Annotated in this window: 9 protein-coding genes and 1 riboswitch; all 9 genes read left to right on the top strand. The window is 60.5% G+C overall.

The window, feature by feature from the left end:
* Window positions 1–116: 116 nt before the first annotated feature.
* Window positions 117–2387: a bifunctional metallophosphatase/5'-nucleotidase gene (locus HMPREF2975_RS05095; RefSeq protein WP_083314427.1), complete on the top strand. Its 2271-nt coding sequence runs from the start codon at window positions 117–119 to the stop codon at window positions 2385–2387.
* Window positions 2388–2459: 72 nt separating this feature from the next.
* Window positions 2460–4979, top strand: a complete 2520-nt coding sequence (locus tag HMPREF2975_RS05090) for an ATP-dependent helicase (RefSeq protein WP_070726220.1) — start codon at window positions 2460–2462, stop codon at window positions 4977–4979.
* 121 nt (window positions 4980–5100) lie between these two features.
* Window positions 5101–6312 (top strand): ADP-forming succinate--CoA ligase subunit beta, encoded by a 1212-nt coding sequence (gene sucC, locus HMPREF2975_RS05085; RefSeq protein WP_070726217.1) that lies wholly within the window; start codon window positions 5101–5103, stop codon window positions 6310–6312.
* A 26-nt stretch (window positions 6313–6338) separates the two neighbouring features.
* The gene (gene sucD, locus HMPREF2975_RS05080; RefSeq protein ID WP_070726214.1) at window positions 6339–7259 is read left to right on the top strand and encodes a succinate--CoA ligase subunit alpha; all 921 of its coding nucleotides are present in this window, start codon (window positions 6339–6341) and stop codon (window positions 7257–7259) included.
* 93 nt (window positions 7260–7352) lie between these two features.
* Window positions 7353–9092, top strand: coding sequence for a cell division protein PerM (locus HMPREF2975_RS05075; protein ID WP_070726212.1), 1740 nt, complete (start codon window positions 7353–7355; stop codon window positions 9090–9092).
* Between the two features lie 29 nt (window positions 9093–9121).
* A riboswitch (ZMP/ZTP riboswitch) is annotated at window positions 9122–9208 on the top strand.
* 29 nt (window positions 9209–9237) lie between these two features.
* Window positions 9238–11034, top strand: a complete 1797-nt coding sequence (locus tag HMPREF2975_RS05070; protein WP_070726248.1) for a bifunctional phosphoribosylaminoimidazolecarboxamide formyltransferase/inosine monophosphate cyclohydrolase — start codon at window positions 9238–9240, stop codon at window positions 11032–11034.
* Between the two features lie 136 nt (window positions 11035–11170).
* Window positions 11171–12139, top strand: coding sequence for a S41 family peptidase (locus HMPREF2975_RS05065; RefSeq protein ID WP_141757296.1), 969 nt, complete (start codon window positions 11171–11173; stop codon window positions 12137–12139).
* 185 nt (window positions 12140–12324) lie between these two features.
* On the top strand, window positions 12325–14619 hold the full coding sequence (locus tag HMPREF2975_RS05060; RefSeq protein ID WP_070726243.1) for a glycoside hydrolase family 3 N-terminal domain-containing protein: 2295 nt from the start codon (window positions 12325–12327) through the stop codon (window positions 14617–14619).
* 39 nt (window positions 14620–14658) lie between these two features.
* Window positions 14659–15860: glutamine-hydrolyzing GMP synthase (guaA, locus tag HMPREF2975_RS05055; RefSeq protein ID WP_413772597.1), on the top strand; the 1202-nt coding region annotated here is incomplete at its 3' end.

Below are 15860 nucleotides of genomic sequence, written 5' to 3'. Positions count from 1 at the left end.
CAATGGTGTGACTTAAACTACGGACTTCAGAGAATGTCAACTTCAATTGCCCCCTTGGAGTGATGTGGGTCATCTTGTTACGATGTGCACGCACCTAGTGACCGCGTAAAGGAGCAATGGTGAATACCACGTATCGTCGTCGCGTGGCTGCAGGAATTGCAGCCGGCACGTTTGTAACTTTAGGCTTCGGAGTAGCCGCACAGGCCGACACGGCGCAGTCAGATGCTGAGCCCATGTCGGCTTCTTCTGACTCACCAGCACCAGCACCGGCGTCGCCTACATCGGAGCGAGCCGCCCGGCAGAACAATATTGTGACTCTTGATCTGTACAAGCTTACAGACGTTCACGGTCATATCTCCCAGGTATCGAAGGACGGGAATGTGACCGAAGCCGGTCTTGCCGCTGTTGGCTGTTACCTTGACCAGGCCCGTGCAGCCAACACAAACTCGACGTTTACGCTGCTGGGCGACAACATCGGAGCAAGCCCCTACGTCAGCGGCTCGTTGAACGATAATCCCACAATTGAAGCTCTCAACCTTTTGCGCCCGGATGCCTCGACGATCGGCAACCACGAACTCGACATGGGCCAGGAGGTCTTCAAGCAGCGGGTTGACGGTTCAGCTGCCGACCAGTTCGTCCAGGCTCAGTTCCCCTACCTGGCAGCCAATGTCAAAGGGATGGGCACCTACCGTAATGATCAGGGCGAAGAAGTACCCTACCTGGGTGACACGAAGATTGTGAGCACGCCCTCCGGTGTCAAGGTCGCTTTCATTGGTGCGATAGCGCAGGACGTTCCCTACAAGCTCTCACCCAAAACCACTGAGGGCCTGACATTTGAAGACCCCATTGCGGCTGTTAACGACCTTGCAGGTTCCCTCAAGTCGAGCGGACAGGCCGACGTTGTGATCGCCATGCTTGACGACGACGTGAAGAACAACTTCCCGAAGATGGGGAAGAATGTCGACGGCCTCATGGGTGGTGACACGCACGTGCCATACGACTTCGACATGGTGGACGGAGCCGAAGGTAACAAGCTCTCAGCGGTGGCTTCCGGCTCGTACACCGACAACCTCGGCGTGCTGCACATCCAGTACGACACCGCGAAGAACACAGTTGTTGAATCCAGCGCGGACCTGATCCCCGCCAGCGAAATCGCGCAATGCGGCGAGGATCCTGACATCAAGGACGTCGTCACCAACGCTGAGAAGATGGCGAAAGAAAAAGGCCAGAGCGTTGTTGCCACAATCGCTCCCAACGCGAAGTTCTCACGCGGAGTCTTCGACAAGGCCGAGGGGGAGTCGGCCGGCCCCGGATCCAACCGTGGCATCGAATCAACACTGGGAGGTCTGGCTGCAGACGCAATGCGTCACGCCGTGACCACCCCTGACGGCGAACCCGTGGACATCGGAATGATCAACGCCGGTGGCCTGCGAGCCGATCTTCAGGCCAATGACAAGGGCGAAATCACCTACGCCTCCACATTCGCGGTCATGCCATTTTCGAACCAGATTGGATACGTGACCCTCAAAGGCTCTGACATTAAGCAGGCACTTGAACAACAGTGGAAGACCAACCTCAATTCGCAAAACTCCCGCCCGATGCTCAAGCTTGGCCTTTCCTCCAATGTCTCCTACACCTATGATCCCGCCAAACCGTACGGTGAGCGCATCACATCCGTCGTCGTCAACGGAGCTCCGATCGACGAGTCCGCCTCCTACACGGTGGGGTCGGTGACGTTCCTGCTCAGTGGCGGTGACAGCTTCGACGCCCTGACCAGCGGCGGTGAACCGGTCATTTCACAGGGACTCGACAGGGATTACTTCAATGAGTACCTCAAGGCTCACGAGGGGGAACTGGCCCCTCGAGCACTTAAAGGATCAGTCGGCCTGTCACTGTCAGGTGAGGCGGTGCCGAACAACTCGGTTATCTCGATCGACCTGCGTGGACTGTCCTTCAGTGAAGGCCCGGGAATCACCGACACGGTCACCGTGAGTGCAGGAAGCCAGAAGGCAACCGCCAAGGTGAATAACTCACTGGTCGAACCTCAGGCCAATACGGAGGCCAGCATCATCACCACTGATGGTGCAGGTCAGGCTCAGGTTGAACTGACTGCTCAGGCTGACTGCTCGGCGACCCCCGGACAGGTAGTCGAGCTGCCACTGACCGTGTCGACCGATGCCGGTGATGTTGTCACAGCGGCCAATGGCCTGGTTGTGCGCGTCTCCTGCCCGGCCGCCCAGCGTCCCGTCGAGGAGGGAAAGGCGCCAGCAGGTGCCCCTCAGACCGGTAAGATCGCGCGGACAGGTGCCACCGATTCAGTTGCGATTGCTGCCCTGGTCCTTGCCGGCGTGGGAGCTGCGCTGACGATGCGTCGCCACCGCGCCTAAGATCGCTGTCACATCCGCCCTGGGCATCGCGCGGGTACGGAAATGCCCGTGCGATGCCCTACAGTGGAGTCGATGAATCAGCGTTATTTTTCAACCAGACGGCCACGTATCGCCCTTCCGGACCTAGGATTCACCCAGGCGACAACGGAGCCTGACGCCGCCCTCGTCAATGACACAGATGTCGATGCGCTGCTGGACGGGCTGAACGATCAGCAACGCGACGCCGTCACCCACGAGGGCAGTCCGCTTTTGATTCTGGCTGGTGCCGGGTCAGGTAAGACGCGTGTGCTGACCCATCGCATCGCCTGCCTGCTGGAAACGGGGCGCGCACGCCCCAGTGAAATCCTGGCGATCACCTTCACGAACAAAGCGGCAGCTGAGATGCGTGAACGCGTAGCGAACCTGATTGGGCCTGCGGCAAGATCCATGTGGGTGTCCACATTCCACTCGGCGTGTGTGCGGATCCTGCGCAAGGAACACGCTGCGGCAGACTTGACATCAACGTTCACGATTTACGATGCGCAAGATTCGCAGCGCCTGATACAGATGGTGCTCAAAGCCGCCAACGTCGATGTCAAACGCTTCACGCCGAAAATGGTGGCCGCACGAATCTCTGACCTGAAGAATGAGCTGGTCGCTCCCGCCCAGTTCGAGGCGAATGCGCCCAACGATCCGATCTCGCAGGTCGTGGCGGAAGCGTATGTCGAATACGACAAACGACTGCGCCAGGCTAATGCCCTCGATTTTGATGATCTGATTTCGCGCACAGTAACCCTGCTGCGCGACAAACCCGCCGTCGCTGAGCACTACCACCGACGTTTCCGTCACATCCTGGTCGACGAATACCAGGACACGAACCACGCGCAATATGTGCTGGTTCGACTGCTCACCGGCAGTGGCGATGACGGTGTCGACAGCGCGGAGCTGACAGTTGTGGGTGATTCGGACCAGTCGATCTACGCGTTTCGCGGCGCCACGATCCGCAACATCGAAGAATTCGAGCGCGATTTTCCCGGTGCCCGCACGATCTTGCTGGAACAGAACTACCGATCCACGCAGAACATTTTGTCCGCAGCCAACGCCGTCATTGCCCGCAATCAGGGCCGCCGCCCAAAGAACCTGTGGACCGCTCACGGTGACGGGGCGCCGATCGTGGTGGCCGCACTGGACAGCGAATATGACGAAGCGCGTTTCCTCATCAAAGAAATCCGCCGCCTGCACGACCAGGGAATTGACGAGGGTGACATCGCGGTGTTTTATCGCACGAACGCGCAATCACGTGCCTTGGAAGAACTCCTGGTCCAACAGGGAATCGCCTACCGTCTGGTGGGTGGCACGCGCTTCTACGAACGCAAGGAAATCAAGGATGCGATCGCCTATCTGCAGGCCGTGGTCAACCCCGACGACACGGTGTCGCTGCGACGGATTCTCAACACTCCGCGCCGCGGCATCGGTGCGCGCGCTGAGGGGGCATTGCTGGCGCACACAGACCTGTATAACGTGTCGCTGGGTGAAGCGATTCGACACGTCTGGGTCCACGCAGGCAGTCCCGCTGGTGAAGGGGAAGGGATCGAGATCCCTGAAACAGAAGAAACGTCAGCAGCGGAATCTGCCGGCGACCCTGTCCCGTCCGTTCAGGGGCTTACCCCGCGGGCATCTGCATCTGTCGCAGGTTTCTGGGGGCTGCTTGAAGCCGCACGCGCACTGGACAGGGCCGGCGCGTCGCCAGCCGATATTCTCGACGAGATCCTTGACCATTCCGGCTACCTTGCCGAACTCAAGCGCTCAGATGACCCTCAGGATGCATCGCGCGTGGAGAACCTGGCTGAACTGCACACTGCTGCCACGACGTTCCGTCAAAGTGAACCGGAAGGAACGCTGCTCGACTACCTCGAACGCGTCTCACTGGTGGCTGACTCCGACCAAGTGCCGTCCGATGAGGAGCGTGGCGGCTTTCTGACGCTGATGACCGTTCACACCGCTAAGGGCCTGGAATTTCCCGTTGTTTTCGTCACCGGTATGGAGGATGGCATCTTCCCGCACCAGCGCTCCCTGGGCGAAGAAGCTGAACTTGAAGAGGAACGCCGCCTCGCGTATGTGGCGATCACGCGAGCCCGCTCACGCCTGTACCTGACGAGGGCGGGGCAGCGCTCCGCCTGGGGCACACCGCAGGAATTTCCGCCCTCACGCTTCCTGGATGACATTCCGCCCGAGCTGATCGATGAGCGCTCCTCCATGACGTCGACAGAACGCCTGCGTCAGGTGCACCGACAACGCACCGACCGGTACGGTGACGCTGATGCGGCACCGGCATTCGGGTCAGGGCATTCAAATCTGAGGAGCGCTGCTTTCCGCCTTGCGGGTCGGCGCGCTGTCCGAATGGGAGTTCCACCGGCTCAACAGGCGGAGCCTCCCTCGGACACGACGTCGCTGGTACTGAAGACCGGTGACGTGGTCGAGCATGCGACGTTCGGACGTGGCACCGTGCTGAGCGTGGAAAACAGTGGGGCGCGGGCCGTGGCGCGTATTGACTTTGCCGGCCGGACGAAGAATCTGCTGATCCGAATGGCTCCGCTGACGAAGATTTCATAGGAATTTTGTCCAAAGGGTAGGACTGAAGGCCTCCTTCACGGTAGTCTGAAGGCGATGTCTCGATGTCAAGGTAATTTGTGGCGTCGAAGAAGATCGTGCGAATACTGAAAAGGAGACAGGCGTGGACCTATACGAGTACCAGGCGAAGGAACTGTTCAAATCGCATGACGTGCCAATCCTGCCGGGTATCGTCATCACCGAGGCTGATCAGGCAGTTGACGCTGCGCACACGTTGAACGCTGACCTTCTCGTCGTGAAAGCGCAGGTGAAAACGGGCGGCCGCGGGAAAGCCGGTGGCGTCAAACTGGCTCGCAGCGGCGACGAGGCCCGCGAACATGCCAGCAAGATTCTCGGCATGGACATTAAGGGGCATACCGTCAATACGGTGATGATCACCGCCGGATGCGATATTGCCGAGGAATATTACTTCTCAATCTTGCTCGATCGTGCGAACCGTCAGCACCTGGCGATGTGTTCACGTGAAGGCGGCATGGACATTGAAACCCTCGCCAAGGAGCGCCCCGAAGCACTGGCCCGCGTTCCCCTGGATGCGCAGCGCGGCATTGACGAGGACGTTGCGCGCGACATCCTGACTCAAGCAGGATTCGAGGGCGACACGCTCGAAAAGATCGTGCCGATCCTTGTCAAGCTCTGGGACACCTATCACGGCGAAGATGCCACGCTGGTGGAAGTCAACCCGCTCGTCCTGACACCAGAAGGCGATGTCATCGCGCTGGACGGCAAAGTCACGCTCGATGACAACGCGCGCTTCCGTCATGCCGAGCATGAACAGTTCATCGATACTGCAGCTGAAGACCCTCGCGAAGCAATGGCGAAAGCGGCGGGCTTGAATTATGTGCGGCTGCAGGGCGAAGTCGGCATCATCGGTAACGGTGCCGGCTTGGTGATGTCCACCCTCGACGTTGTTGCGCTCGCAGGCGAGGAATACGGTGTCAAGCCCGCGAACTTCCTGGACATCGGCGGCGGCGCATCAGCAGATGTCATGGCGAAAGGCCTGGATGTCATCCTCGGAGACGAACAGGTGCGCGCCGTGTTCGTCAACGTGTTCGGTGGGATCACTGCATGCGACCAGGTGGCGCAAGGTATCGTTGAAGCACTGTCGATCCTCGGTGACAACGCCACGAAGCCGTTGGTGGTGCGCCTTGACGGAAACCGCGTTGATGAGGGACGCGAAATCCTCCAGCAAGCCAGTCACCCGTTGGTCCACATGGCACACACCATGGACGGAGCAGCCCGCATGGTGGCGCAGCTGGCTGCCGGCGTCGAGCCCGACCCTGAAGACACATCCGATCCGGCCGCCCCGCTGGCCTGAAACCTGGAAGCACAAGGAGACTTCTCATGTCGATTTTTCTTGACTCACACTCACGCGTCATCGTCCAGGGCATGACCGGATCAGAGGGACGCAAGCACACCCAGCGCATGCTCAACTCGGGCACCGCCATTGTCGGCGGCGTCAACCCGCGCAAAGCCGGACAGTCCGTGACATTCGATGTCCAGGGATACGGGCCGATGGCTGACCAGGTCACCGACGGTCCTGTCGACATCCCTGTGTTTGGAACGGTTGCAGAAGCAGTGAAGGAAACGGGTGCCACAGTATCCGCCATTTTCGTGCCGCCGGCATTTGCGAAAGACGCTGTACTCGAAGCTGTCGATGCCCGCGTGGAGACGGTCGTGGTCATCACCGAAGGCATCCCGGTCGCTGACTCCACGGAGTTCGTGGCCCGCGCACGTGAAGCGGGCGTGCGCGTGATCGGACCGAACTGCCCAGGCATTATCAGCCCCGGACAGTCGAACGTCGGCATCACCCCGGCAGACATCACCGGCCGGGGACGGCTGGGACTGGTATCGAAGTCAGGCACACTGACCTACCAGATGATGTTCGAACTGCGTGACATCGGCTTTACCACCTGCCTGGGAATCGGTGGTGATCCGGTCATCGGCACCACGCACATTGACGCGCTCGAAGCCTTTGAAAATGACCCCGACACCGAACTGGTCGTCATGATCGGTGAAATCGGTGGCGACGCGGAAGAGCGCGCAGCTCAGTGGATTTCCGAACACATGACCAAACCGGTGGTGGCCTACGTTGCCGGCTTCACGGCTCCGGAAGGCAAGACGATGGGGCATGCCGGCGCGATCGTGTCTGGATCTTCCGGCACGGCCGCGGCGAAGGCTGAAGCACTCGAGGCCGTCGGCGTGCGGGTGGGCCGTACACCTTCCCAAACTGCCATCATCGCTCGCGAGATTCTGCAGAAATAACATCCGGTCGTGCACCGCTGATCGTGAATGAACTTTCTCATGGTCGGCGGTGCACCTCCATGTGTGGGCGCGGATGCGAGACGATGAAGAACGATGACGCACTCACCTGACTCTTCCCCATCGCAGCGCCCTGACAGGCAGCGCGCAGAAGCGGACCTGTCCGCTGATGAGATCCCAACCGAGGTGGTTGGCGCGTGGCTTGAGGAGGAAGACCGTGAAGCAGGTGCGTCGCTGATTTTTGTGCCGGCTCACGATGAGGCAGACAGTGATGATGAACCCGAATTGGATAATTCGGAAAAAGAAACTGAACGCCTCGACCTTGACGGAACCGATGAATCGGCACCTGAGGTGCACGACGAGGAACCTCACACCACTCGCACCGCCGTGCGGCGACGCACGATCCGCATCGCACTGCCTGACGGGTGGGCACGCTCCGGCCTGGCCGGCATTGAGGCGGCCCTGATCGGATGGGCGTTCATGATGGTCGTGACGCTGGTGGGGTACTGGTTCGTCTCGCAGAACCCCTGGCTGGCGTCGACCAGCTGGGACGATGCTCGGGCAGTGGGTGGTGACCTCTGGGCTGCGACGCTGGGAGCGCCGATCACGGTGGGGCAGAGCGACATCCTCGCCATTCCGACACTGCTCGGAGCGCTGCTGATCATCATTTTGCGTGTTCTTCTGCTGCCGGGACGGGATTTTCCTGCCGCCGCGCAGTGGATGGCTGTCCCCACGTTTGCAGTCACGGCGCTCATTACAGCTGGAGCGTCCTCGGCTCACATCAACGTGTGGCGCGCACTGCCCGGTGCGCTCGTCATTCCGCTTCTGGCAGCGACCTGGGCGGTAGTTGCTGCTCGACACACGTGGACATGGCCCACGATTTCATCTGAACGGCGCGAATCGTTGACATGGCTGTGGTCAGGGCTGCGCCTTGGTCGCGTTGCCGTGGCACTGACAGTGCTGTTCAGCCTGATCATGAGCGCCGTGTCAATCCTTGTTTCTCTTCAGCGTATCTCCGGTATCCACGAACTGCTCTTTGCTTCGACCAAGGACACGGTCATCATCAACATTGTTCAGGCCTTGTTTGCTCCGTCGATCATGGCATGCGCACTGGCGTGGATCGCGGGGCCTGGTTTCTACGTGGGTGCCGACGCCCTCCATTCAGCGGCGAACGCACCTGTTGCGCCGATTCCGGCGATCCCGATTCTTGCGGCCGTCCCACAGACAGCTCCGGGCCACTGGGTGGCCTGGGCGCTGGTGGGAGTGGGAATCCTGCTGGGCGCATGGGCGGCGTGGCGGCATCGTATGACGCACCTGTGGAAACAGGCGGCTGCGATAGGAGTGGCCACCGTGATCACTGCGCTCGTCATCGCAGCGTGGCTTGCCTCGTCGCGCATGTCGTTGGGGTCGACCCGTCTGAGTGTCGTTGGCCCGCGCGTGTGGTGGAGCGTGCTGTTCGTCGTACTGGAAGTGTGCATGGTCGCGCTCGCGGTGTCCCTGGCAGCACATCCGACCACGATCGCGTGGGTGCGCCGAGCGGCCGCAGCTTTGACGGCGTGGACGAAGGCGCGTATTGCCGCATGGAAGGAGAATCGCGCCCAGTCATCGACGAGGGAGACGCCCCTTCCAGCTCCTGACCTGAATGAAGCCGGCGAAGAGACGCCGGAGGAAGAGGAAACGGCGCTGGAAGAAGAGGCGACAGAAGAACTGCCCGCTCCTCCGCGTGCTCCGGATGCCCGCATGGAAGCACTCAAAGCCAGCGCTGCGCCCACGGAACCCATCGCCGTGTCAGACAATACTGACAACAGTGACGAAGATCTGAAAGATCACAGCTAGTCGCATATCCGGCGCCGCCCTCGTACACTAAAAGAGGCCGCAACTGGCGAGGGTGGAGGACCACCGGGAAGCGGCTGAAGCAGCCTCGCACGGCGCCGCCCGCCTGGGCGCTGAGGACCGACCTTGAACCCCCTTGGAGGAAGAATTGTCAGTCCGTTTGGATAACCTCGAACCCGTTGATGTCCGCCCGATCCGCAGAGCACTGATCTCCGTTTACGACAAGACCGGCCTGGTTGACCTGGCTCGCGCACTCGCTGATGCTGGCGTCGAAATCGTGTCCACCGGTTCAACTGCACAAAAAATCCGTGACGCGAAGATTCCTGTGACGCCCGTGGAAGACGTGACTGGTTTCCCCGAGGTGCTGGAAGGTCGCGTCAAGACGCTGCATCCGAAGATCCATGCCGGCATTCTCGCTGATCAGCGCAAAGCCGATCACCGCCAGCAGCTCGAAGACCTGGGGATCGCAGCATTCGACCTGGTGGTATGCAATCTGTACCCATTTGAGGACACGGTTGACTCGGGCGCAGGATTCGACGAATGCGTTGAGCAGATTGACATCGGCGGCCCGTCGATGGTGCGCGCTGCTGCGAAGAACCATCCCTCCGTTGCCATTGCTACCAACCCGGAGCAATACGACGCGGTGATCGACGCTGCACGCTCTGAGGGATTCACTCTGGAGGAGCGTCGCGAACTGGCAGCGGCCGCATTCCGTCACACAGCAGATTACGACGCCGCCATCGCTGACTGGTTCGAAGACGAACTGGATGCTGACCTTGATGTTGACGAGTCGGCTGAAGCCGAAGACGTTGATGACGCACAGTGGCCACCGGTGCTGGTCTCTGCTTTCGAACGCCTCCACACCTTGCGTTATGGCGAAAACCCGCATCAGGATGCCGCCGTATACGGCGACATCGTCGAGCTGATGGGCGAGGGCGAAGTTGACGTTGAGTTTGACGAGCCAGGCGATGAACAGGACGGCGACGACACGACCCAGGACCTGCTGCCTGGCATCGCGAACGCGCGCCAACTGCATGGCAAAGCGATGAGCTACAACAACTACACCGATGGTGACGCAGCACTGCGCGCAGCATTTGACCATGACGAGCCGTGCGTGGCCATCATCAAGCACGCGAACCCGTGTGGGATCGCCATTGGCGCAGATGTGGCGGAAGCACACCGCAAGGCGCATGCATGCGATCCTGTGTCAGCATTCGGCGGAGTGATCGCAGTCAACCGTGAGGTCAGCGTCGAACTGGCCAGGCAGATCAAACCGATCTTTACCGAGGTCGTCCTGGCGCCCTCCTACGCCGAAGGCGCACTGGAAGTACTGGAAACGAAGAAGAACCTGCGAATCCTGCAGGTAGTGCCACCGGTACGCGGAGCCCTGGAGTTCAAGCAGATTTCCGGGGGACTGCTGGTGCAGGAACGCGACGACATTGACGCTGACGGTGACGATCCGGCGAACTGGACTTTGGCGGCAGGCGAGCCGGCCGATGAGGCAACACTGCGGGACCTGGAGTTCGCATGGCGCACCGTGCGAGCCGTGCGGTCGAACTCAATCCTGCTGGTTCACGACGGAGCAAGCGTCGGGGTTGGCATGGGGCAGGTCAACCGCGTGGACTCCTGCCGTCTGGCGGTCGAACGCGCGAACACGCTGGGTGGTCGCACAACAGGTGACGCCGCTGCTGACAAGGTGGATTCGGCGGGCGGTGCACGCACGGCTGATGTGGTCGCTGACGAGCCGGAGCGCCGCTCCGAAGGTGCCGTTGCCGCCTCGGACGCATTCTTCCCGTTTGCTGACGGCCTCCAGGTGCTGATCGATGCCGGCGTGAAAGCTGTCGTTCAGCCCGGTGGATCGATCCGCGACAACGAGTCGATCGAAGCGGCACAGGCCGCTGGCATCACGATGTACATGACGGGAACCCGTCACTTCGCGCACTGACAGGCGCTCAACGATCTGCATATGCGGGGTAGAGTCAGCTCTACCCCGCAATGTAGATGGGGCTGTCTTCGCACGCATGGGCCTGCCTCCTCATAATGGAACGCAGACCGACACGTCAACGTGAGGAGCTTAGTCCATGTCCACGGTAGCCAAACGAATCATCATCGCCCTGGTGGCACTGATTGTTGTCGCCGCTGCGATGCTTGGAGTCGCTGTCGTCAGGTGGGGACCCAACTTCGGTATTTGGCTGACTGAGCCCAGTCCACAGCGCTACGGTGAAGTCGCCCTCGGCCATCTTGACCAGGGAATCAACGCATCGTCCGAAGCCTGGCAGGATGAGCGCCCACGAGTCGAACAGGCAATCAGCGAAGCCACCAGCATTGACGAGGTCGACGCTGTCCTGTCCGATGCCGTCAAAATTGCGGGAACGAAGCACTCGTTCTTGATGATGCCGGACGAAGCGCAAGAAGCCGTCGACGAGTACGAAGCGCCGAGCGTGGAAGAAAACGACGGTGTCGTGACTGTTCATATGCCCGCGTTTATGGGCACACCCGACCAGGGCAGCGAGTACGCGCAAACTATTGCGCAAGCTGTGTCCGGAGCGAATGTGTGCGCGGCGGTGATTGACCTCAGTGAAAACGGTGGTGGCGACATGGGGCCGATGATTGCCGGTATCTCGCCACTGATTCCTGACGGTCCCGTGTCCTACTTTGTTACGGGCGGAGGCGAAAGCGCCGTCATGTTGGAGAGCGGGAAGGTCAGCGGCGGCGGAAGGCCCACGACCGTTGACATCACGGAAAAGTCAGAGGTGCCGGTCGCGATTGTCACCGGTGAACACACTGGCAGCTCCGGTGAGCAGGCTTTGCTCGCTTTTAAAGGCGTACCGAATACGCGCGTGTTTGGCCAGCCGACCGCAGGATATGCCACGGTCAATACACCGTTCCCGCTGTATAGAGGAAAGCAGCTTGTGGTCACAGTCGGCGTGACGAAAGACCGCATGGGAACGACTCACGCGGAAGATCCGATCGCACCGGATGTGACGGTGAAACCGGCTCAAGCGGTGAACGCGGCAACGCAATGGGCGCGCGACCAGGGTTGTCAGTAGATCGCTCAGCGTTGCCCTGCCGCGAACTCGCCTGTATTCACGTCGATGACCATGCGTTCAGGTCCGGCAATGGCGGGCTCATAACGCATGATCCAGGACCAGTCCATGAGCATCTGGCCGGGGTCCTTGATGTTCTAATTTACCGACTGTAATATTAGGGTGTTAACTGCCGTGAAAGGACAATGATGACTGACGCTGCTTACCCATTCCAAGATGCTGCTTTGTCGACCACTGAACGCGTCGACGACCTGCTGGGACGCCTGACGGTTGAAGAAAAAGCCGGACAACTGACCCAGTACTTCTACCTCGCTATGGCGTTGAACCAGCAGGACGGCGCGCCCGCTGACGGAGAAGATGCGAACACAGCCCAACGCGCGATGGTGGAAAAAGCGATTAAAGCGGGGCGGGTAGGATCACTCCTGTTCGTCAACGAAGCCTCTGAGACGAACCGGCTGCAGAAACTGGCGATTGAGCACCATCGTTTCGGAATCCCATTGATCTTCGGCTACGACGTCATCCACGGTTTGCGTACTATCTTCCCGGTGCCACTGGCAATGGCAGCAAGCTGGAATCCTGACAGTGCCTCGGCCGCCCAGCGCATCGCAGCACGCGAGGCGCGTTCAGTCGGTATTCACTGGGCATTTGCACCGATGGTCGACATTGCACGCGACCCGCGATGGGGTCGCATCATTGAAGGAGCAGGTGAAGATCCCTACCTGGGCAGTGCGATGGCTGCCGGACAGGTGGCAGGCTTCCAGGGCGGTGCGGGTGCGGACGACGCTGTGCCAGGTGACGCCATCCTTGCCGGTCCCAAGCACTTTGCCGGCTACGGTGCGGCTCGCGGCGGCCGCGACTACGAAGACGTCGACCTGTCCGATTCAGAACTTCACAACGTGTATCTGCCTCCCTTCCGTGACGCTGTTGCCGCTGGCGCACGCAACATCATGAGCGCGTACATGGATCTGAACGGCGTGCCTGCCTCGGGCAACAAGTGGTTGCTGACCGACACGCTTCGCGACGAATTCGGCTTCAAGGGGTTCGTTGTGTCTGACGCGAACGCTGTCCACTCGCTCACCGTCCAACATTTCGCCAAGGACCTGCCCGATGCGGGCGCGCGAGCCGTCAACGCCGGTCTTGATATGGAAATGGCGATGTTCGAGGCCGCATACGAGCACCTGCCCGAAGCGGTAGAGGACGGACGTGTCTCGATGGAGGTCTTGGATGAGGCTGTCCGCCGCGTACTGCGCGCCAAGTTCGACCTTGGCCTGTTTGAACATCCCTACGTTGACGAGGGAGACGCTGCCGCAACCCTGTCCACACCTGAGCATCGCGACGCAGCACAGCACGCTGCTGAACGCACATTCGTGCTGTTGAAGAACGAACACTCCACGCTGCCGCTCAAGGCAGACAAGACGTCTTCCATCGCAGTGATCGGTGAGCTGGCCAATGCACGGCGAGACCCACTGGGCCCATGGTGCTTCAAGTACGACATTGATGAAACAGTGACGATCCTGGACGGTATTCGCCAGCGCGCCGATCAGGATGTGAACGTTGAGTTTGAACCTGGCGCGGGAGTAGGGGAGCGCCTCTATCCCTCGATGTTCGACGATAATGATGCGGTCGTGGATCGCACCCCCGAGGACTGGGATGATGATGCGCACATTAACGCCGCCGTGGAACTTGCTGCACGCAGTGATGTTGCGGTCGTGGTGATCGGCCAGCATCAGAACCAGATTGGTGAGAAGGCCTCCGTGTCCACTTTGGAACTCCAGGGGCGTCAACTGGAGCAACTTCAGCGTCTGGCAGAGACGGGAACCCCCCTCGTCGTCCTGTGTATGTCGGCCCGTCCGCTGGACCTGACATGTGTTGATAGTCATGAGGGCATCGGTGCGATTATGCAGATCTGGTATCCGGGGACGCGTGCAGGCGCAGCCGTGGCAGCCGCGCTGTTTGGTGATGTCTCGCCAGCCGGTCGTCTGCCGATCACATGGCCACGCAACGTGGGGCAGGTGCCGATGGTCTACAACCACTACCGCACGTTCCAGCCCGAAGGCGCAGGTGAGCGTTACTTCAACGAGCCGAGCACGCCGCTCTACCCGTTCGGATACGGCTTGAGCTACGCGTCATTTGAGTATTCGAATCCGCGTTTGGATCGTGATCAGATCCGCGTCGGTGAGACAGCCACGCTCAGCGTTGACGTCACGAATACCGGGGATGTGGATGCCGACGAGGTTGCCCAGCTGTACATCCACCAGTGCTACGGCACGTCCTCGAGGCCTTTGCGTGAGCTTAAGGGATTCTCACGTGTGAGCATCCCGGCCGGTGAGACTGTGACGGTGACGTTCCCCCTCGGCCCCGATCAACTGCGGTACTGGAGCGCGGTCACGAAGGACTGGCTCCAGGACGCCACGCGCATCGAACTGTATGTGGGTGGTGATTCCAACGCGCCTTTGGCAGGTTCGCTGACGGTGACGCAGTGAGTGTGGCGCATGGGTCGTCCGTACGGCTACGATGAGCCTGTGAGCACTGAAAATCGTCCTGTTCTTGTTGTTGACTTTGGCGCCCAGTACGCGCAGCTGATTGCGCGTCGTGTCCGTGAGACCTCTGCGTACTCGGAGATCGTGCCGCATACGATGCCGGCCGTTGAGATGCTTGCGAAGGATCCGGCTGCGGTGATCCTGTCCGGTGGCCCGTCATCTGTGTACGCGGACAACGCGCCAACGTTTGACACTGAGCTGTTCACGTCAGGCGTCCCAGTGCTCGGCATTTGCTATGGGTTCCAGGTCATGGCGAAGGCTTTGGGCGGCACCGTCGGCAAGACGGGAACGCGCGAATACGGCCATACGTCGCTCACGATTGACGAGGGCGCCTCCAGCGCACTGCTTGCTGGCACTCCGGCAGAGCAGTCCGTTTGGATGAGTCACGGTGATGCGGTACAGCAGGCGCCGGATGGTTTCACCGTGACGGCCAGCACGCAGGAAACACCTGTTGCCGCGTTCGAGGATCAGTCGCGCCGGCTCTATGGTGTGCAGTGGCACCCTGAGGTGCATCACAGCGAGTTTGGCCAGAAGCTCATTGAGAACTTCATTCACGAGTGTGCGGGTATTGGCACTGATTGGACTCCCGGGTCGATTATTGATGATCAGGTGGCTCGGATCCGTGAGCAGGTGGGCGATGCGCGCGTGATCTGCGGTCTGTCCGGCGGCGTGGATTCCTCGGTTGCTGCCGCGCTGGTGCACAAAGCGGTGGGCGATCAGCTGACGTGTATTTTTGTTGATCACGGGTTGCTGCGTGCGGGTGAGCGCGAGCAGGTCGAGCATGATTACGCGGGCACGATGGGGATCCGCGTGGTGACGGTGGATGAGTCGGAGCGTTTCCTGAATGCTCTGGCTGGCGTGAGCGACCCGGAGCAAAAACGCAAGATCATTGGCCGCGAGTTCATTCGTTCTTTCGAGGCTGCGCAATTGAAACTGGTGCGTGAGGCCGGTGAAGCGGGCGCGGAGATCAAGTTCCTCGTACAGGGCACGCTGTACCCCGACGTTGTTGAATCCGGTGGCGGCGAGGGTGCTGCGAACATCAAGTCGCACCACAATGTCGGTGGACTGCCGGAGGACTTGAACTTTGAGCTGGTGGAGCCGCTGCGCACGCTGTTCAAGGACGAGGTGCGCGCCATTGGCCTGGAACTGGGCGTGCCGGAGAACATTGTGTGGCGTCAGCCGTT

This window comes from Actinomyces sp. HMSC065F12 (assembly GCF_001814535.1).
GTDB classification, from domain to species: domain Bacteria; phylum Actinomycetota; class Actinomycetes; order Actinomycetales; family Actinomycetaceae; genus Pauljensenia; species Pauljensenia radingae_A.
Note: the sequence above shows the minus strand (reverse complement) of the source record. Positions and strands in the feature narration are given on the sequence as shown.